We start from the raw sequence: 18,343 nt of genomic DNA on the forward strand, positions 1-18,343 counted from the left end.
GCGGCCCGACCGGGGCCCGCACGTCGGAGAGGCGCGATGAACCTCGATCTCGCGCGGTGGCAGTTCGCGATCACCACCGTCTACCACTTCCTGTTCGTCCCGCTGACGATCGGCCTGTCCCTGCTGGTCGCCGGCATGCAGACCGCCTGGCACGTCACCCGCGGGGAGCACTGGCTGCGCGCCACGAAGTTCTGGGGGACGCTGTTCCTGATCAACTTCGCGATGGGCGTGGTCACCGGCATCGTCCAGGAGTTTCAGTTCGGGATGAACTGGAGCGACTACAGCCGCTACGTCGGCGACGTCTTCGGGGCCCCGCTGGCCATCGAGGGCCTGCTGGCGTTCTTCCTGGAGTCGACCTTCCTCGGCCTCTGGATCTTCGGCTGGGACCGGCTGCCCGAGCGGGTGCACCTGGCCTGCATCTGGCTCGCCTCGCTCGGCACCGTGCTCAGCGCGTACTTCATCCTCGCGGCGAACTCCTGGATGCAGCACCCGGTGGGCTCGCGGGTGAACCCGGTGACCGGGCGGGCGGAGCTGACCGACGTCACGGCGATGCTGACCAACCCCACCGCGCTCGGGGCGTTCACCCACACGCTGACCGCCTGCCTGGTGACGGCCGGCATGTTCGTGGTCGGGGTCGGCGCGTGGAACCTGGTGCGCGAGCGGGCGCCGGAGGTGTTCCGGCCCTCGGTCCGGCTCGGCCTGTGGACCACGCTGGTCGCGGGGCTCGGCGTCGTCGTCACCGGTGACCTGCAGGCGCGGCTGATGACCGTGCAGCAGCCGATGAAGATGGCCGCCGCGGAGGCGCTCTACGACACCGTCGCGCCCGCGTCGTTCTCGCTGTTCACGATCGGCACCCCGGACGGCTCGACCGAGCTGTGGAGCCTGCGCGTCCCGCGGCTGCTCTCCTACCTGGCCACCGGGACCTGGGACGGCCGTGTCGAGGGCATCCGCCAGCTGCAGGCGCAGGCGGTGGCCGCGTTCGGGCCCGGCGGGTACGTGCCCGACGTGCCGCTGACCTACTGGACGTTCCGCCTGATGATCGGGTTCGGGCTGCTCGCGGCCGTGCTGGCGGTCGCGGGGCTCTGGCTGACCCGGCGCGCGCGGGCCGACCGGCCGCTGCCGCGGTGGTTCGGCACCGCCGCACTGGCCGGGGTCGCGGCGCCGCTGCTGGCGAACTCGGTCGGCTGGATCTTCACCGAGGCCGGCCGGCAGCCCTGGCTGGTGTACGGCGTGCTGCGCACCGCCGACGGGGTGTCCCCGAGCGTCGGGTGGGCGTCGGTGCTGACCTCGCTGGTGGTGTTCACGCTGCTCTACGGCGCGCTGGCCGTCGTCGAGGTGGTGCTGCTGGTCCGTGCCGTGCGGGGCGGGCCGCCACCGGCGCGGCTCGTGACCGAGACGTCCGAACCCGTCCCCGCGCCGTCGTACTGAAGGAGGACCCGTCATGGCCCTGGTCGACCTGTGGTTCGTGCTGATCGCGGTCCTGTGGACCGGCTACCTGTGCCTGGAGGGCTTCGACTTCGGCGTCGCGATGGTGCTGCCCGTCGTCGCCCGCGACGACACCGACCGGGCCGTCGCGCTCGGGACGATCGGCCCGGTGTGGGACGGCAACGAGGTGTGGCTGCTCGTCGCGGGCGGCGCCACGTTCGCGGCGTTCCCCGAGTGGTACGCGAGCATGTTCTCCGGCTTCTACCTCGCGTTGCTGCTGCTCCTGGTCGCGCTGATCCTGCGCGGGATCGCGCTGGAGTACCGGCACCGGGAGCCGGCGTGGGCGGCGGTGCTCGACCGGGTGCTGACCGGGTCGTCGCTGGCCGCGGCGCTGCTGGTCGGTGTCGCACTGGCGAACGTCGTGCACGGGATCCCGCTCGACGCCGACCACGAGTTCACCGGCACGCTGCTGACCCTGCTCCACCCCTACGCCCTGCTCGGCGGGGTGACGACGGTCCTGGTCTTCGCCCTGCACGGTGCGGTGTTCCTGGCGCTGAAGACCGACGGGCCGGTGCGGGAGCGGTCCCGGTCGGTCGCGGTGACGGCGGGGATGCTCGCCGTCCCGGCGGGCGGGGTGTTCCTGGTGTGGACGCTGCTCGGCGGGGCGCCGGTCTGGGTTCTGGCGCCGGTGGTCGTCGCCGCGGTCGGGCTCGTCGGCGCGACCGCGGCCGTGGCCCGGGGGCGCGAGGGCTGGTCGTTCACCGCGACGACCGTCGCGATCGTCGCGGTGGCCGTGACCCTGTTCGGGTCGCTCTACCCCGACGTGCTGCCCTCGACGACCGACCCGGCGTACTCGCTGACGGTGACCAACGCGGCGTCGACGCCGTACACGCTGACCGTCATGACCTGGGTCGCGGGGATCGTCACGCCGGTGGTCCTGGCCTACCAGGCGTGGACCTTCTGGGTGTTCCGGCGGCGGCTGACCCGCGCCGACGTGGGCGCCGGGCACTGACGGCCGCCCCGGGCGGCGGGGCGGACGGACGACGGCGGGGCGGGCCCGGGAGACCGGTGCCCGCCCCGCCGTCGCGGTGCCCGGGTCAGGGCGTGCCGAAGCCCGCCGCGGTGAGGACCTGGCGGCCCTCGTCGCCGGTCACGAACTCCACCCACCTGCGGGCGAGATCGGCGTCGCGGGCGTTCTTCAGCACCGCGATCGGGTACTGGTTGACCGCCTGCGACGCCTGCGGCACGTCGACACCGCGGGCCTGACCGTTCGACGCCGCGACGTCGGTCCGGTAGACCAGCCCGGCGTCGGCGTTGCCGGTGGTGACCTTCTGCAGGACGGCCTTGACGTCCTGCTCCTCCGAGACCGGCGTGATGTCGACGCCCGCGGCCTGCTCGACCTTCTGCGTCGCCGCGCCGCACGGCACCTGCGGTGCGCACACCACGGTGCGCAGACCGGGCTTCGTCAGGTCCTGCAGCGAGGCGATCTGCTTCGGGTTGTCCGGGCCGACCGCGATCTGCAGGGTGTTGGTCGCGAAGATCTGCGGCTCGCCCTGGGCGTTGCCGGCGTCGGTGACCTTCTTCATGTTGTTCTGGTCCGCCGAGGCGAACACGTCCGCCGGGGCGCCCTGGTCGATCTGCTGGGCCAGGGTCGACGAGCCCGCGAAGTTGAGCGTCACGTCGGTGCCGGGGTTGGCGGCCTCGAACCGCTTCTCCAGCTCGCCGAACGTCCCGGTCAGCGACGCGGCCGCGAACACCGTCAGGGTGCCGCCCTGCGCCTGGCCGCTCGGCTGCGCGGCGCCGGAGCCGCCCGACCCGCCCCCGCAGCCGGCCAGCGCGACCAGCGCCGTCGCCGCGAGCGCGACACCGGCGGCGCGACCTCGTCCTCGGATCCTCACGTACACCCTCCCGGGGTCGACTCCGTCGCCACATCCGACGATCACGAGATGCGGCGTCGCGGGGATCCTATGCACGCAGACACAGATCCGCTACGGGTGATCGAGGCGCATTCCCGGTTCTGCCGTCCGGACCGCTGCGCCGACTCTCAGTGATCACACAGCGTTCTCTGGGACTGCTCCGCGCCTCGACCGGCGGTCTCGGACCGCCGGCGGCGGACGCCTGCCGGCGCGACGGGAGGACGGTCGGGAATGGTGCTGGTGACGCTGGCTGCGGTGGCCCTCGGTGCGGCGGCGGTGGCCGCGGCCGCACGGGCCCGGGACAGCAGCCGCAACCGGGTGGAGTGGCGCGAGCGGGCCCACGACGTGCGTGCGCGCCGGGACGCCCGGGCGCGTCCCGCCGGACCCGGCCGGCACGGGGACACCCGTCCGCTCGCCACGCACCGGTGAGCGCGCTGCGCTCCCCCGAGCGGCCCGCCGGTGGCGGCCGTCCCGCCCGGCTGCGGACCCGCCGGCGGCGGGCCGGGGCCGCGCTCGGCGTGCTCGCCCTGCTCCTCGGCGGGGCCGGAGCCGGGGTCGGCGTGCTGACGGCGGGCGCCCCCGCCCGGCGAGGGGGTGTGGCAGACCGTCGTCACCGACCACGGACGGCCCGCGGTGCAGGTGACGACACTGCGGGTCGACGACACCCCTACCTCCTACGTCGCCGGGGTGCTGCGGATGGACCCGGCGCTGGTGCGGGGCACGCTGCACCCGGGCGTCGGCGAGCCGGCGGGTCGCTGGCGCGCGTCGACGTCGCCGGCCGGAGCGGCCGGCGACGGCGTGGCGGTCGCGTTCAACGGGGGCTTCACGCTGTCGGACCCGAGCCACAACGGCTACCTCGCCGAGGGGCGCACGGTCGCCCCGCTGGTGCCGGGCCGGGCCGGCCTCGTGCTGCGCACCGACGGGACGGCCGACGTCGGCGCCTGGGGCAGCGAGGTCACGGCGGGCCCGGACGTGGCGAGCGTGCGGCAGAACCTGCTCCCGCTCGTCGACGGCGGCGCGGTCACCCCGACCTGCGCGACCGGCGGCACCGCGGAGTGGGGCAGCACCGTCGGGCAGGACGCGTTCGTGCACCGCTCGGGGTTCGGGGTGACGGCCGACGGCGCGGAGGTCTACGTCGCCGGGCCCGCCCTGTCGGTGTGCACGCTGGGCCGGCTACTCGCCGACGCCGGTGTGGTCCGCGGGATGGAGCTCGACATCAACCCGGCCTGGGTGAGCGGGGCGTACTTCCACGACCGCCCGGGGCGCGCACCGCAGGGGTTCGCGCTGTTCCCCGCGGAGCAGGTCCCGCCGACGCACTACCTGACACCGACGACACGCGACTGGTTCGCCTGGTACCTCCGCCCGTGACCGGCACCGGGCCGCACCGGGGCCCGTCCGGCGACGGTCCCGGGTCACCCGGTGGCGGGCCCGGCGGGCCGGGCAGGGGGCTCCGCTCCGCGACGGCCCCGGGTCAGCGCGCGACGGCCCCGGGTAAGCCCGCGGCGGGCCCGGTCAGCCCGCGGCGGGCCCGGCGGGTCCGCGGACGGGGGTCCGCTCCGCGACGGCCGCGGCCGCCCGGGTGGCGACGGCCGAGTACGCGGTCGCGGCGGCCACCTGGTCCGGCCCGAACGTCACCGCACCCACGGCGATCCCGGGCCCCACGGCCGCGGCGACCTCGGCGACGGCCGCGGCGCCGAACCCGCCGCAGAGCTCGACGAGGGTGATCCCCTCCTCGCGCACCAGCGTGGCCGCGACGGCCGGTGCCGACGCGGTGTCGGGCACGCCCACGATCACCGACCGCTGGGCGGGTGAGTCGAGGACGAGGACGTCCCGGGCCGGATCGGCGCCGGGGTGCTCGAACAGGTAGGCCCACCGGGCCGGATCGATGGTCATGCCGCGATCATCGGAGCTGAACCCCACTCGAGGTCAAGCTCCGCCCGGCACGTCACCCGGCTCAGTCGTCGGGCGGAGCCTCGCCCAGCTCGTCGGCGTCCGCGCCGGCGGCGGCGATCTCCTCCTTGACCACGCCGTAGGCGACGCCCGGCCCGTACCCCTTGCGGGCGAGCATCCCGACCAGTTTGCGGGCGGTGGACTGGCGTTCCTCGCGGCTGCCGACGGGCAGGCTGCGCAGCCGCCGGACGACGAGCTCCCGGGCGCGGTCGCGCTCGGAGTCGTCGTCGATGTCGCTCAGCGCCTCGTCGGCGATCTCCCGGTCGACGCCCTTGCGGTGCAGCTCCAGCGCGATGGCCCGCCTGCCCAGGCCGCGGTGCCGGTGCCGGGACCGCACCCACTGCTCGGCGAAGGCCTGGTCGTCGACCAGGCCGACCTCGTCGAACCGGTCGAGGACGCGGTGGGCGATCTCGTCGGGGATCTCCTTGCGGCGCAGCGCGTCGCCGAGCTCCTTGACGGTGCGGGCGCGGTCGGTGAGCAGGCGAAGGCAGATGTCGCGGGCGCGGGTCTCCTGCTCCTGCGGCGTCTCCGTGCGGGGTTCGGCCGCCGCCTCGCCCCGGGGCCCACCCCGCCGGCGACCGCGCCGCCGGTCCTGCCCCGGGTCCGGCAGTCCCTGCGCCCCGGGGTACGGACCCGGCCGCGCGGACGGCGCCCGGTCCGGGGCCGTCACCGGCGTCCGCCCACCGGTGCCGCGACGGCCGCCGTCCCGGGAGCCGCGTGCTCCGCCACGGCGCGTGCCCCGGCCGGACAGCTCCTCGAAGGAGACGACCCTCGGGGCGCCGCTCCGCCCGTGCCCGCCGTCCGGGTCGGGCACGGCGCCGTCGCCGTCCCCGTCGGCGACGAGCGTGAGGCGGCGGGGCGCGGTGTCGGACGGACCGGAGGCACCGGTGTCACCGCTGAGGGCGGCGAAGGAGACCTGCGTGGGTGCGGGGGGCTCGGGGTCGTCCGGGGCGTCGTCGGCGGGGCCGTCACCGGTGCTCGCCGGCGCCGGATCCCCGAGTGCCGGGTCCAGGGTCGGGATCGCGGGGAGGCCCTCGCCGTCGGGCCCCGCGGCCGCGACGCCGAACAGGTCGTCGAGCGGGACGGTGCGGGGCCCTGCCGGCTCCGCACCGTCCCGGCCGGACGTGCCTCCGGCCCCGTCGTGCTCGCGGGTCACGCTCAGAAGTCGACCGGCGCCGGGAGGGGCTCGACCGGGCTGGTGTCCTCGGCGTCGACGACCGCGCCGATGCCGAGCTTCTCCTTGATGCGCTTCTCGACCTCGGCCGCGACGTCCGGGTTCTCCTTCAGGAACTTGCGGGCGTTCTCCTTGCCCTGCCCCATCTGGTCGCCCTCGTAGGTGTACCAGGCACCGGACTTGCGGATGATCCCCTGCTCGACGCCCACGTCGATCAGCGAACCCTCCTTGGAGATGCCGACGCCGTAGAGCACGTCGAACTCGGCCTGCTTGAACGGCGGCGCGACCTTGTTCTTGACGACCTTGACCCGGGTCCGGCTGCCGACCATGTCGGTGCCGTCCTTCAGGGTCTCGATGCGGCGGATGTCCATGCGGACCGAGGCGTAGAACTTGAGCGCCTTGCCACCGGTCGTGGTCTCCGGGGACCCGAACATCACGCCGATCTTCTCGCGCAGCTGGTTGATGAAGATCGCGGTGGTGCCGGAGTTGCTGAGCGCACCGGTGATCTTCCGCAGCGCCTGGCTCATGAGGCGGGCCTGCAGACCGACGTGGCTGTCGCCCATCTCGCCCTCGATCTCGGCGCGGGGCACGAGCGCCGCGACCGAGTCGATGACGATGATGTCGAGCGCGCCGGAGCGGATCAGCATGTCCGCGATCTCCAGCGCCTGCTCACCGGTGTCCGGCTGGGAGACCAGCAGCTCGTCGGTGTCGACGCCGAGGGCCTTCGCGTACTCGGGGTCGAGCGCGTGCTCGGCGTCGACGAACGCGGCGACGCCGCCGGAGGCCTGCGCGCTGGCGACGGCGTGCAGCGCCACCGTCGTCTTACCGCTGGACTCCGGGCCGTAGATCTCGACGACCCGGCCACGCGGGATGCCGCCGACGCCGAGCGCCACGTCGAGCGCGATGGAGCCGGTGGAGATGGCACTGATCGGGACGCGGGCCTGGTCGCCCAGGCGCATCACCGATCCCTTGCCGTGGTTCTTCTCGATCTGGGCGAGGGCGAGTTCGAGCGCCTTCTCGCGGTCCGGAGCGGCCATCTCTTGACTCCTCGCTGGTGGTCGACGATCGGGGCCTGCTGGTGTCTTTCGGGGAGGCACACCACAACGGTATGGGGTACCCCCGACAGTTCCGGGGCCGGATCCGCGCCTGTGGACAACTCGTCCCGCCGCGGGGCACCGCGCCCCGTCCCGGACGGTAGCCGAACACCCGTTCGACCCGACACCGCGACACGCCGACCGGACGCCCGCGGGAGCCGAGCGGTCACCCGCCGTGGCGCCGACCGCGGTCCGGGCGGCTCAGCGCCGCGCGGGCGGCACGTCGTAGGCGGCGCAGACCGCGCGCCAGATCCGGCGCAGGTCGACCCCGGACTCGACGGCCTGCTCGACCGTCCGCCCGTCCAGCTCGGCGAAGACGTGGTCGCGCGACAGCGACGCCGCCCGCACGGGCCCGAACTCGCCCTCCATCAGCTCCCGGAAGTGGCTCAGTCGCACGGGCCGAGGGTAGCGCCGTCACCCGGACGCGCACGATCATGCCCGTATCCGCCGTCGACCGGTAGCATGGGTGATATGTCCGAACTGCTCGCGACGGTCCCCGTCGACGTCGCCGACGAGGTCCTCGCGACGACCGGCATCGGCTCGCCGCTGGCCTGGCAGGTCGTGTCGCTGGTCGCGCTGGTGTCGGCCCTGGTCGTGCTCGTCCGCTGGTGGATCCACCAGCGGCGGCGCTGAGGGCGCCGAGGGGGATCAGGCCGCCACGCCGCGCCCGGCCCGCGCCGCGCGCAGCGCCACCAGCAGGAACGGCGCGGTCAGCAGCACCGCGAGCCCGCCGAGCACCGCGTAGGACGCCACCGTCACCAGCACCCCCGCGACGACCCCGGCCGCGGCACCGGCCAGGTTCATCGCGACGTCCACCGAGCCCTGCACGCGCGGGCGGTCGGCCACCGGGACCGAAGCCGTCAGCAGCGCCGAGCCGCCCACGACGGCCGCCGACCAGCCCAGGCCCAGCAGCACCAGGCCCACCGTGAGCAGCGCCGTCGCGGTCGGGGCGGCCAGCGCGCAGCACACCCCCGCCGTCAGCAGGAGCACCGCGGCACCGGCCAGCACCCGCCCGGGGCCGGCGCGGTCGGCGAGCCACCCGAACAGCGGGCTCAGGGCGTACATCCCCGCGATGTGCAGGCTGATGACCAGACCGACCACCGAGAGCGTCGCGCCGCCGTGGTCCATGTGCACCGGCGTCATCGACATCAGCCCGACCATCACCGCGTGCCCCAGCACGACGCCCGCCGCACCGAGCAGGGCGGGCGGGGACGACCGCAGCACCGCCCACGGCCGCACGGCCGGGGCGTCCGCGGCGGCGGGCGGTGCCCCGGCGCGCTCGCGGGCGCGCAGCAGCGGGTCCGGCCGCAGCCCCGCGCCGCTGACCAGCGCGGCGAGGGCGAACGCGGCCGCGCAGAGCAGGTACGGGCCCGCGACCGCGGGCAGCCCGGCCGCGCCCGCGACCGCCTCCAGCGGGGCGAGCAGGTTCGGCCCCGCGACGGCGCCGACCGTCGTCGCCCACACCACCAGGGCCAGCGCGCGACCGGCGCGGGCGGGGGCCGCGAGGTCGGTGGCGGCGTAGCGCGCGGCCAGGCCCACCGCCGTCCCCGAGCCCACGAACAGCAGCGACACCAGCAGCAGCACCACGCTGCCCGTCGCGGCACCGGCGACCGCACCCAGCGCACCGGCCAGGCCCACCAGGTAGCCGCCCGCGAGGGCGGGTCGGCGGCCGCGGGCCTGTGCGACCCGGGCGACGACCGCGGCCGCACCCGCCGCCCCCAGCACGCCCGCGGTGGAGGCGGCGCCCCCGACCGCGGGCGAGCCGGACAGCCGCGCCGCGACCAGCGAGCTCGCGGCCACCGAGGTCGCCACGGCCGTCCCGCCGAGCACCTGGCCCGCGGCGAGCACCGCGAGCAGTCGGGGCTGGGCGGGATCCTGCTCCGGGGCGTGGGTCACGACCGGATGCTGCCGTGCGCCCGCCGGGTCGCGCCAGGGCGTTAGGCTCGGCGCCGCCGATCACGACCGGGAGGACGGTGACCATGGCCGCACGGGCCGGGAACGCGGGCGGGCCGACGGGTGCCGACGCCGAGCTGGCGGACGCCTACCGCCTGGTCTCCGACGTCCTCGCGGGCGCGGTGCGCGAGACCCTGGCCGCGCCGGGACCGGACCCGGCCCGCTTCGCCGTACGGCGGCTGACCGCGGTCGACCGGGAGCTCCCGCCGGACGCCACGCCGCCGGGATGGTCGCTGGCCTTCCTCGTGCTCGCCGACTGGTACGACGCCGCCCGCACCGCGCTCGCCGGCACCGACGACCGCGCCGACCGGGCGCTGGGCTGGGTCGAGCAGCACCTCGGGAAGCGCTACGCGGCCCGCGCCCGCTACACCGTCGCGCCGCTGGTCGACCCGGCGGACGCGCGCGAGACCTCGCACTACGTCGACGCGCTCGGCCAGGACTTCCTGGCGACGATGGTGTGGACGGTGGCCGGGCTCGTCGCGGAGTTCCCGGCCGAGGACCCCGACGAGATCTGGCCGCGCACCCGCGCCGACGCCGCCCGCTGACCACCCGCCGGGCGCGGTCCGACGGGTGACTGTCGGACCCCCCGGTCATGATGGGCGGCGTGAGCGCACTCGAGGGCTTCTCCCCCGCCACCCGGCAGTGGTTCGAGGGTGCCTTCGCCGCGCCCACCGCCGCCCAGCAGGGGGCCTGGTCCGCGGCCCAGGCCGGCCGCAACGCGCTCGTCGTCGCCCCCACCGGGTCGGGCAAGACCCTGGCGGCGTTCCTCTGGGCGCTCGACCGGCTCGCCGCCGAGCCGCCGCCCGCCGAGCCGAAGCACCGCTGCCGGGTGCTCTACGTGTCCCCGCTCAAGGCACTCGCCGTCGACGTGCAGCGCAACCTGCGTTCCCCGCTGACCGGGATCCGGCAGGCCGCGCAGCGCCTCGGTGAGCCGGTCCCCGACATCACCGTCGGCATGCGCACCGGCGACACACCGGCCGACGAGCGGCGCCAGTTCGCGCGCACGCCGCCCGACGTGCTCGTCACCACCCCCGAGTCGCTGTTCCTGCTGCTCACCTCGGCCGCGCGGGAGTCGCTGCGCGGGGTGTCGACGATCATCCTCGACGAGGTCCACGCCGTCGCGGGCACCAAGCGCGGCGCGCACCTGGCGGTGTCGCTGGAGCGGCTCGAGGAGATCACCGAGACCGCACCGCAGCGGATCGGGCTGTCGGCGACGGTCCGCCCGGTGGACGAGGTGTCCACGTTCCTGTCCGGCGCGCGGCCGGTGGAGGTGGTGCAGCCGTCGACGCCGAAGACGATCCGGGTCGAGGTGCAGGTCCCGGTCCCGGACCTGGCCGCGCTCGACGAGCGGCCCGCCCCCGGCAGCAGCGACGAGGAGGTCGTCGGGTCCGCCGCGGGCACCGCGCAGAAGCCGTCGATCTGGCCCGCCGTCGAGGAACGGCTGCTCGGCCTGGTGCGCGAGCACCGTTCGACGATCGTGTTCTCCAACTCCCGCCGGCTGGCCGAGCGGCTCACCTCCCGGCTCAACGAGCTGGCCGCCGAGCAGGAGGCGGCCGCGGCCGAGGAAGCCGCGCCGCCCGGTCCCGGCGCCGGTCCCGGCGCCTTCCCCGCCGAGGCGGTCGGGCAGTCCGGGGTGGGCGGCGGCGCCGCGCCGACGGTCGCCAAGGCCCATCACGGCTCCATGTCCCGCGACCAGCGCACACTGGTCGAGGAGGAGCTGAAGTCCGGCGTGCTGCCCTGCGTGGTGGCCACCTCCAGCCTGGAGCTGGGCATCGACATGGGCGCGGTCGACCTCGTGGTGCAGGTGGAGGCGCCGCCGTCGGTGGCGTCCGGGCTCCAGCGCGTCGGGCGGGCCGGGCACCAGGTGGGCGCGGTGTCCGAGGGCGTGGTCTTCCCCAAGTACCGCGGGGACCTCGTGTCCTGCGCGGTCGTCGCCGAGCGGATGACGACCGGGTCGATCGAGTCGACGCGCTACCCCCGCAACCCGCTCGACGTGCTGGCCCAGCAGATCGTGGCGATGGTCGCGATGGAGCCGTGGTCGCTGCCGGACCTGGCCGCGACGATCCGCCGCGCGGCACCGTTCGCGGCGCTGCCGGACTCGGCGCTGCACTCGGTGCTGGACATGCTGGCGGGGCGCTACCCGTCCGAGGAGTTCGGCGAGCTGCGCGCCCGCATCACCTGGGACCGGGTGACCGACGAGCTGCGCGGGCGCCCGGGTGCCCAGCGCCTCGCCGTCACCTCCGGCGGCACGATCCCCGACCGCGGGCTGTTCACCGTCATGACCCCCGGCGGGGCGGACGGCGCGGGCTCGCGGGTCGGCGAGCTGGACGAGGAGATGGTCTACGAGTCCCGCGTCGGGGACACGTTCCTGCTGGGCACGTCGTCGTGGCGGGTCGAGGACATCACCCACGACCGCGTGATCGTGACCCCGGCGCCGGGGGTGCCGGCGCGGATGCCGTTCTGGAAGGGCGAGTCGATCGGCCGCCCGCTGGAGCTGGGCCGGGCCGTCGGCGCGTTCGTCCGGGAGATGACCGGGCTGGCCGACGCCGAGGCCCGCGAGCGCGCCGCCGCGGCGGGACTCGACGAGTGGGCGTGCGACAACCTGCTGTCCTACCTGCGCGAGCAGCGCGAGGCGACCCGCCACGTGCCGAGCGACCGCACGATCCTCGTCGAACGCTTCCGCGACGAGCTGGGCGACTGGCGCCTGGTCGTGCACTCCCCCTTCGGCGCGCAGGTCAACGGGCCCTGGGCGCTCGCGATCGCCGCCCGGATGCGGGAGCGCCGCGGGGTCGAGGTGAGCGCCTCGGGCGCCGACGACGGGATCGTGCTGCGCCTGCCCGACGCGGTGGACGACGCGGGCACCGAGGTCGTCCCCGGCGCGGAGGACGTGCTGCTGGAGCCGGGCGAGATCGAGCAGATCGTCGTCGCCGAGCTGGGGAGCTCGGCGCTCTACGCCTCGCGGTTCCGCGAGTGCGCGGCCCGGGCGCTGCTGCTGCCGCGTCGCGACCCGCGCCGGCGCAGCCCACTGTGGCAGCAGCGCCAGCGCTCGGCGCAGCTGCTGAGCGTGGCGGGCAAGTTCGAGCAGTTCCCCATCACGCTGGAGGCCATGCGCGAGTGCGTGCAGGACGTCTACGACCTGCCCGGGCTGCGCGAGCTGATGGGCGACGTCGCCGCGCGGAAGGTGAAGGTCGCCGAGGTCGAGTCGGCGCAGCCGTCGCCGTTCGCGCGCAGCCTGCTGTTCGGCTACGTCGGGATGTTCCTCTACGAGGCCGACGCGCCCCTGGCCGAGCGCCGCGCCGCCGCCCTGTCGCTGGACTCGACACTGCTGTCGGAGCTGCTGGGCTCCGAGGCGATCCGCGAGCTGCTCGACCCCGAGATGCTGGCCGAGATCGAGGCCCAGCTGCAGCGCACCGACCCCGACCGGCACGCCCGCGACGTCGAGGGCGCGGCGGACCTGCTGCGGTTCGTCGGCGACCTGTCCGAGGCCGACGGCCGCGCCCGCGGCGTCGACCCGGCGTGGCTGGCCCAGCTCGAGCGCGACCGGCGCGCGCTGCGGGTGCGCATCGCCGGCGAGGAGCGGTTCGTCGCGATCGAGGACGCCGGGCGCATCCGGGACGCGCTCGGCGCCGCCCTGCCGGTCGGCGTGCCCGAGGCGTTCACCGAGCCGGTCCCCGACCCGCTCGGGGACCTGGTCCTGCGCTGGGCACGCACCCACGGCCCGTTCACCGCGGCCGAGCTCGCCCGGCGGTTCGGGCTGGGTGTGGCCGTCGTGGCCGGGGTGCTGGAGCGGCTGACCGGCACCGGTCGGCTGGTGAAGGGCGAGCTGCGCCCGCAGGCGGCGGTGCCGTCCGGGTCCGGGGGCGAGCTGGAGTACTGCGACGCCGAGGTGCTGCGCCGGCTGCGGCGGGCGTCGCTGGCGAAGCTCCGGCACGAGGTGGAGCCGGTCGAGCAGCGCGCGCTGGGCCGCTTCCTGCCGCTGTGGCAGGGCGTGCAGGTGCGCTCGGGCTCGGAACGGCGGGGGCGGGTGCGGCGCGCTCCCGGCCCCGAGGACGTCCTGGGCGTGGTCGAGCAGCTCGCCGGGGCACCGTTGCCGGCCAGCGCCGTGGAGTCGCTGATCCTGCCCGCCCGGCTGCCCGGCTACACCCCGGCACTGCTCGACGAGCTGACCGCGGCCGGTGAGGTGACGTGGGCGGGCTGCGGCGCGCTGTCCGGGCAGGACGGCTGGCTCGCGCTCGCCCCGACCGACGTCGCGGACCTGCTGCTGCCCGCCCCCGACCTGGACACAGCGGGCACCCCGCTGCACACCGCGGTGCTGGCCGCGCTCGGGCTGACCGACCCGGCCGTGCTGACGGATCCGGAGGCCGCACCCGATTCCGGGGGCGGTGCGCTGTTCTTCCGCGAGCTCGCGACCCGAGCTGGGGTGCTGCTGAAGGAGCAGGACGACGCGGCCCCTTCCGACGACGACGTCGTCGCCGCCGTCTGGGACCTCGTGTGGGCCGGTGCGCTCACCAACGACACGCTCGGCCCGCTGCGGGCCCGGCTGTCCGGCGGCGGGGCGCGGCGCGGCGCGTCCGGCCGCCAGGGCGGCGCGCACCGCACCGCCCGGCGTCCGGCCCGCGGCCGCTACGCCCAGCTCCGCGCGGGCCGCCCGTCGATGCCGAGCCGGACCGGGCCGCCGTCGGTGGGCGGTCGCTGGTCGGTGGCCGTACCCCGGGAGCCGGACGCGACCCGGCGGGCGCACGCCGCCGCCGAGGCGTTCCTGGAGCGCCACGGCGTGCTGACCCGCGGAGCGCTGGGCACCGAGCGCGTCACCGGCGGGTTCGCGGCGGTCTACAAGGTGCTGCGGGCGATGGAGGAGTCCGGCCGGTGCCGGCGCGGCTACATCGTGGAGGGTCTCGGGGCGGCACAGTTCGCGGTGCCGGGGGCGATCGACCGGGTGCGGGCACTGGCCGGGCCGGACGGCGGCTCCGCCGCTCCGCCCCCCACCACCCCCCGGACGCTCGGGGCCGGTCCCGGCGCGGTGACCACGGACCCCGGCGACCCCGGCGGCACGGCGACCGGCGACGACGACACCGGCGCGCTCTCCGGCCCCTACGCCGACGTCCCCGAGGACCTGCTCGCCCCCGGCCTGCACCCCGGCGCCGGTGCCGGGCGCCACGACGAGTTCGACAGGCGGGGCGGGCGGCCGCAGACCCCGCGGGAGGCGTGGCGCGGGCTGTCGCGGCTCGTCCTCGCCGCGACCGACCCCGCCCAGCCCTACGGGGCCGCCCTGCCGTGGCCGGACACCAGCGGCGACACCCGGCACCGGCCCGGCCGCAAGGCGGGCGCGCTGGTCGCGCTCGTCGACGGGGCACCCGCCCTCTACGTCGAACGCGGCGGGAAGTCGCTGCTGTCGTTCACCGAGTCCCACGACGAGCTCCGTGCCGCCGCGGAGTCCCTCGCGGGCGCGGTGCACGAGGGCTGGCTGGGGTCGCTGGCCGTCGAGCGGGCCGACGGGCAGGACTCGCTGGCCTCGGCGCTGTCGGAGGTGCTCACCGAGGCCGGGTTCCGGGTCACGCCGAAGGGCCTGCGGCTGCGGGCCTGACCGGCCACGAGGCCGGGGCGCGACCGGCGACGAGGGCAGGTCCGACCGGGCACGAGGGCGGGCCCGGCCGGCCACGGGGGCGGGCGTCGCGGCGGGGTGGCACGATCCCGGCGTGATCCCCCGCTCCCCCGCCGACACCCGCACCGACCGCCGTCTCGCCGCCGGGCTGGCCGGCCTGCTCGGTGTCGCCGCCGTCCTGCACGTCGTGCGCCCCGAGCCCTTCGACTCCATCGTGCCGCGCAGCATGCCCGGTGAGCCGCGGTTCTGGACCTACGCCTCGGGCGCCGCCGAGGGCGCGGTCGCCGCGGCGATCGCGCACCCGCGCACCCGCCGCGCCGGGGGCTGGGCCGCGGCGGGGCTGTTCGCCGCGGTGTTCCCGGCGAACGTGTCGATGGCGCTGCGGTGGCGGGACAAGGCGCCGGTCCTGCGGGCCGTCGGCTGGGGCCGGCTGCCGCTGCAGGTCCCCCTCGTCCTGTGGGCGCTGCGGATCGCACGGACCGCGCCGCGCCGCTGACCCCGGCGCGGCGCGCCCCGCACAGCGCCCCCCGCACAGCGCGCCCCGCACAGCGTGCCCGGCACAACGCGCCCCGCACAGCGCACCCGGCACAGCGCGCCCGGCACAGCCCGGCGCGGCGCGGCCCGGTTCGGCGCGGCGCGGCCCGGTTCGGCGCGGCCCGGTTCGGCGCGGCCAGATCCGGCGGGGCGGGGCGGATGCGCGGTCCCGCTCGGCCGTGACCGCCCGAACTCGATCGCGCCCGCGTCGCGGACGGGGCACGATGGACGGACACGTCAGAGTCCGGGGGGAACCATGACGTCGTCCACCACTCCGTCCGTTCCGACGGGCCCACCGAGCGTGCCGGCCACACGGTCCACGGCGCCGCCGGGCACCGTCCCGCCGTTCGCGCACACACCCGTCGGGCTCGTCGCCGCGGTGGTCGCGGTCTGCCACCTCGTCGCCGGCGCGCTGGGCGGCGGCCGGTACTTCGACGAGGCCCTGATGCTCGCGATCGGGCGCCACCACCTCGACTGGGGCTCGGCCGACCAGCCGCCGCTCACGCCGGTCGTCGCGTGGGCCGCCGACGCCCTCGCGCCCGGGGTGCAGCTGGTGCTGCGGGTCGTGCCGTCGCTGGCGACCGCGGGCGCCGTCGTCGTCGCGGCGCTGCTGGCGCGCGAGCTCGGCGGGGACCGCCGCGCCCAGGTGCTCACCGCCCTCGCCCAGGCCACCGGGCTGTGGGCCGCGGCCTTCGGGCACCTCCTCACCCCGTACTCCCTCGAACCGGTGCAGTGGCTGCTGATCCTGCTGCTGCTCGTGCGCTGGATCCGGGTCCGCGACGACCGGTTGCTGCTCGCGATCGGCCCGGTGCTGGGGCTGGCCGCGCTGACGAAGTTCCAGGTGATCCTGTTCGGGGCGGTGCTGGTGCTCGCGCTGGCCGCGGTGGGCCCGCGCGCGGTGCTGCGCCGCCCGGCGTTCTGGGCGGCGGCCGCGATCGGGGCGGTGATCGCCGCGCCGACGCTCGTCTGGCAGGCGATGAACGGGTGGCCGCAGCTGAGGATGTCCTCCGTCGTGGCCGGGGAGGCCGCGCTCTTCGGCGGCCCGGGCCCGAACGCGGTGCTGATGCTGCTGCTGGCCGGTGTGCTCGGGACGGCGCTGGTGCTGGTCGGCACGGTCGCGGCGTTCACCACGCCGCGGCTGCGGCCGTACCGGTTCGTGGTCGTGACGTTCCGGGTGCTGTGGGTGGTGTTCGCGGTGACCGTCGGACGCGCCTACTACCTGTGCGGCATCCACGCCGCGGTCGCCGCGATCGGGGCGGTCGGGCTGCAGCAGCGCCGCGAGTCCGGGCACCGGCGGCTGTCCTGGGTCGCGTGGCCGGCCGCGGCACTGGCGGTGCTCCTCGCCGCGGGATCCGTCCGGGGCGGGATCGCCGCCGACGACGCGACGGTGCCCGACCGCATCGTCGCCGCCGTCGCCCGCGCCTACGCCGCACTGCCGCCCGACCAGCGCGAACGCACCGTCGTCTACGGCGGGTCCTACCTCTACTCGGCCTACCTCGACACCGCCGACCCCGCGCTGGGGCTGCCCCCGGCCCACGGTGGCAACCGCAGCTACGGCTACTTCGCACCACCTCCCGGCGACCACGACGCGGTGCTGTTCGTCGGCTCCGACACGGGCGCGCTCGCGCCGACCGGCGTCCGGCTCCGGCCGGTCGCCGACCTCGGCGACGGCACCGGGATCTGGTTCGGTGACGGCATGACGCGGCCGTGGTCGCAGGTGTGGCCGCAGCTGCGGACCCTGGTCGTCGGCTGAGCGGGCGCGCGGCCCGGGCACCCCGGGTAGCGTCGCGGCCGTGCCCGAGGGAGACACCGTGTACCTGGCCGGCAGGCGGCTGCACGCCGCGCTGTCCGGGCACGCGCTGCTGCGCGGCGAGCTGCGCCACCCGCGGCTGGCCGAGCAGGACCTCGCGGGGCTGACCGTCACCGGTGTCGCGTCGGTCGGCAAGCACCTGTTCACCCGCTTCGACGACGGCCGCAGCCTGCACAGCCACTTCCGGATGGACGGCGCCTGGCACCTCTACCGGCCGGGGATGCGCTGGCGGCGGGTCGCCCACGAGGCCCGCGCGGTGCTGGAGACCGACGACCGCGTCGCCGTCGGCTTCGCGCTGCACGACCTGGAGCTGCTGCCCACCGCCGACGAGCACACCCTCGTGGGGCACCTCGGCCCCGACCTGCTCGACCCCGGCTGGGGCCCCGGGCACGACGCCGAGGCGCTGCGGAGGATGACCGCGCGCGGCGACCACGAGCTCGGGCTGGTGCTGCTGGAGCAGCGGGTGATGGCGGGTCTGGGGAACCTCTACCGCAACGACATCTGCTTCCTGCTGGGCCTCACGCCGTGGGTCCCGGTCCGCGAGGTGCCCGACCTGCCCGGGGTGATCGACCTGTCCCGGCGGCTGCTGTCGTCCAACAAGGACCGCCCGGAGCAGACGACGACCGGATCGCTCGCCGCGGGCGAGGCGCACTGGGTGTTCGAGCGTCCGGGACGTCCCTGCCGCCGGTGCGGCACCCGGATCCGCACCGCCGACCAGGGGGTGGACCACCGCGCCCGGGTGACCTACTGGTGCCCGCGCTGCCAGCGGGGCCCGGCCCCGCGACCGGTCCGCCGCGCCGGCGGCCCGCGTCGCGGCGCACCCGGGCGTCCGCCGCCCGGCGCGACCCGCACCCGCTGACCCGGGTCCCGCCGCCGGCGCGGCCG

Annotated in this window: 16 protein-coding genes; 10 read left to right on the forward strand and 6 right to left on the reverse strand. The window is 76.4% G+C overall.

The window, feature by feature from the left end; all coding sequences use genetic code 11:
• Window positions 1-36: 36 nt before the first annotated feature.
• A complete protein-coding gene (locus tag WJX68_RS08970; RefSeq protein ID WP_340287955.1) occupies window positions 37-1,428 on the forward strand; it encodes a cytochrome ubiquinol oxidase subunit I in 1,392 nt (463 codons plus the stop codon).
• Window positions 1,429-1,441: 13 nt separating this feature from the next.
• The gene (cydB, locus tag WJX68_RS08975) at window positions 1,442-2,437 is read left to right on the forward strand and encodes a cytochrome d ubiquinol oxidase subunit II (RefSeq protein WP_340287958.1); all 996 of its coding nucleotides are present in this window, start codon (window positions 1,442-1,444) and stop codon (window positions 2,435-2,437) included.
• 85 nt (window positions 2,438-2,522) lie between these two features.
• On the opposite strand, the gene modA is transcribed toward cydB, so the two are convergent.
• The gene (gene modA / locus WJX68_RS08980; RefSeq protein WP_340287960.1) at window positions 2,523-3,323 is read right to left on the reverse strand and encodes a molybdate ABC transporter substrate-binding protein; all 801 of its coding nucleotides are present in this window, start codon (window positions 3,321-3,323) and stop codon (window positions 2,523-2,525) included.
• A 249-nt stretch (window positions 3,324-3,572) separates the two neighbouring features.
• Here modA and WJX68_RS08985 point away from each other — a divergent pair, with 249 nt between their 5' ends.
• Entirely contained in the window at window positions 3,573-3,770 is a 198-nt protein-coding gene (locus WJX68_RS08985; protein ID WP_340287962.1) for a hypothetical protein, read from the forward strand.
• 204 nt (window positions 3,771-3,974) lie between these two features.
• Window positions 3,975-4,709: a hypothetical protein gene (locus WJX68_RS08990; RefSeq protein ID WP_340287965.1), complete on the forward strand. Its 735-nt coding sequence runs from the start codon at window positions 3,975-3,977 to the stop codon at window positions 4,707-4,709.
• Window positions 4,710-4,853: 144 nt separating this feature from the next.
• Here WJX68_RS08990 and WJX68_RS08995 read toward each other — a convergent pair whose 3' ends face one another.
• The 4 genes from WJX68_RS08995 to WJX68_RS09010 all read right to left on the reverse strand — a co-directional run bounded on the left by WJX68_RS08995 (window position 4,854) and on the right by WJX68_RS09010 (window position 7,955).
• Window positions 4,854-5,234 (reverse strand): DUF6506 family protein, encoded by a 381-nt coding sequence (locus WJX68_RS08995; RefSeq protein ID WP_340287968.1) that lies wholly within the window; start codon window positions 5,232-5,234, stop codon window positions 4,854-4,856.
• 61 nt (window positions 5,235-5,295) lie between these two features.
• The gene (locus WJX68_RS09000) at window positions 5,296-6,447 is read right to left on the reverse strand and encodes a regulatory protein RecX (protein ID WP_340287971.1); all 1,152 of its coding nucleotides are present in this window, start codon (window positions 6,445-6,447) and stop codon (window positions 5,296-5,298) included.
• A 2-nt stretch (window positions 6,448-6,449) separates the two neighbouring features.
• Window positions 6,450-7,502: a recombinase RecA gene (gene recA / locus WJX68_RS09005; RefSeq protein ID WP_340287974.1), complete on the reverse strand. Its 1,053-nt coding sequence runs from the start codon at window positions 7,500-7,502 to the stop codon at window positions 6,450-6,452.
• A gap of 258 nt (window positions 7,503-7,760) precedes the next feature.
• Complete coding sequence (locus WJX68_RS09010; RefSeq protein ID WP_340287977.1) at window positions 7,761-7,955, reverse strand: DUF3046 domain-containing protein; 195 nt, start codon at window positions 7,953-7,955, stop codon at window positions 7,761-7,763.
• Between the two features lie 75 nt (window positions 7,956-8,030).
• Here WJX68_RS09010 and WJX68_RS09015 point away from each other — a divergent pair, with 75 nt between their 5' ends.
• Window positions 8,031-8,192 carry a hypothetical protein gene (locus WJX68_RS09015; protein ID WP_340287980.1) on the forward strand — a complete coding sequence of 54 codons (162 nt, stop codon included), beginning with the start codon at window positions 8,031-8,033 and terminating at the stop codon, window positions 8,190-8,192.
• A 15-nt stretch (window positions 8,193-8,207) separates the two neighbouring features.
• Here the strand turns inward: WJX68_RS09015 and WJX68_RS09020 are convergent, their stop codons facing one another.
• Window positions 8,208-9,455 carry an MFS transporter gene (locus WJX68_RS09020; protein WP_340287983.1) on the reverse strand — a complete coding sequence of 416 codons (1,248 nt, stop codon included), beginning with the start codon at window positions 9,453-9,455 and terminating at the stop codon, window positions 8,208-8,210.
• An 83-nt stretch (window positions 9,456-9,538) separates the two neighbouring features.
• Here WJX68_RS09020 and WJX68_RS09025 point away from each other — a divergent pair, with 83 nt between their 5' ends.
• From WJX68_RS09025 to WJX68_RS09045, 5 genes are all read left to right on the forward strand, one after another.
• A complete protein-coding gene (locus tag WJX68_RS09025) occupies window positions 9,539-10,057 on the forward strand; it encodes a hypothetical protein (protein ID WP_340287986.1) in 519 nt (172 codons plus the stop codon).
• A 47-nt stretch (window positions 10,058-10,104) separates the two neighbouring features.
• Window positions 10,105-15,096 carry an ATP-dependent helicase gene (locus WJX68_RS09030; RefSeq protein ID WP_422785676.1) on the forward strand — a complete coding sequence of 1,664 codons (4,992 nt, stop codon included), beginning with the start codon at window positions 10,105-10,107 and terminating at the stop codon, window positions 15,094-15,096.
• A gap of 112 nt (window positions 15,097-15,208) precedes the next feature.
• Window positions 15,209-15,610: a DoxX family protein gene (locus WJX68_RS09035; protein ID WP_340287989.1), complete on the forward strand. Its 402-nt coding sequence runs from the start codon at window positions 15,209-15,211 to the stop codon at window positions 15,608-15,610.
• Window positions 15,611-15,949: 339 nt separating this feature from the next.
• A complete protein-coding gene (locus tag WJX68_RS09040; protein WP_340287992.1) occupies window positions 15,950-17,401 on the forward strand; it encodes a glycosyltransferase family 39 protein in 1,452 nt (483 codons plus the stop codon).
• A 40-nt stretch (window positions 17,402-17,441) separates the two neighbouring features.
• Window positions 17,442-18,317 carry a DNA-formamidopyrimidine glycosylase family protein gene (locus WJX68_RS09045; protein WP_340287994.1) on the forward strand — a complete coding sequence of 292 codons (876 nt, stop codon included), beginning with the start codon at window positions 17,442-17,444 and terminating at the stop codon, window positions 18,315-18,317.
• Window positions 18,318-18,343 lie beyond the last annotated feature (26 nt).

Origin of the sequence: Pseudonocardia spirodelae, from assembly GCF_037727765.1 — a bacterium.
Taxonomy (GTDB): Bacteria; Actinomycetota; Actinomycetes; order Mycobacteriales; family Pseudonocardiaceae; genus Pseudonocardia; species Pseudonocardia spirodelae.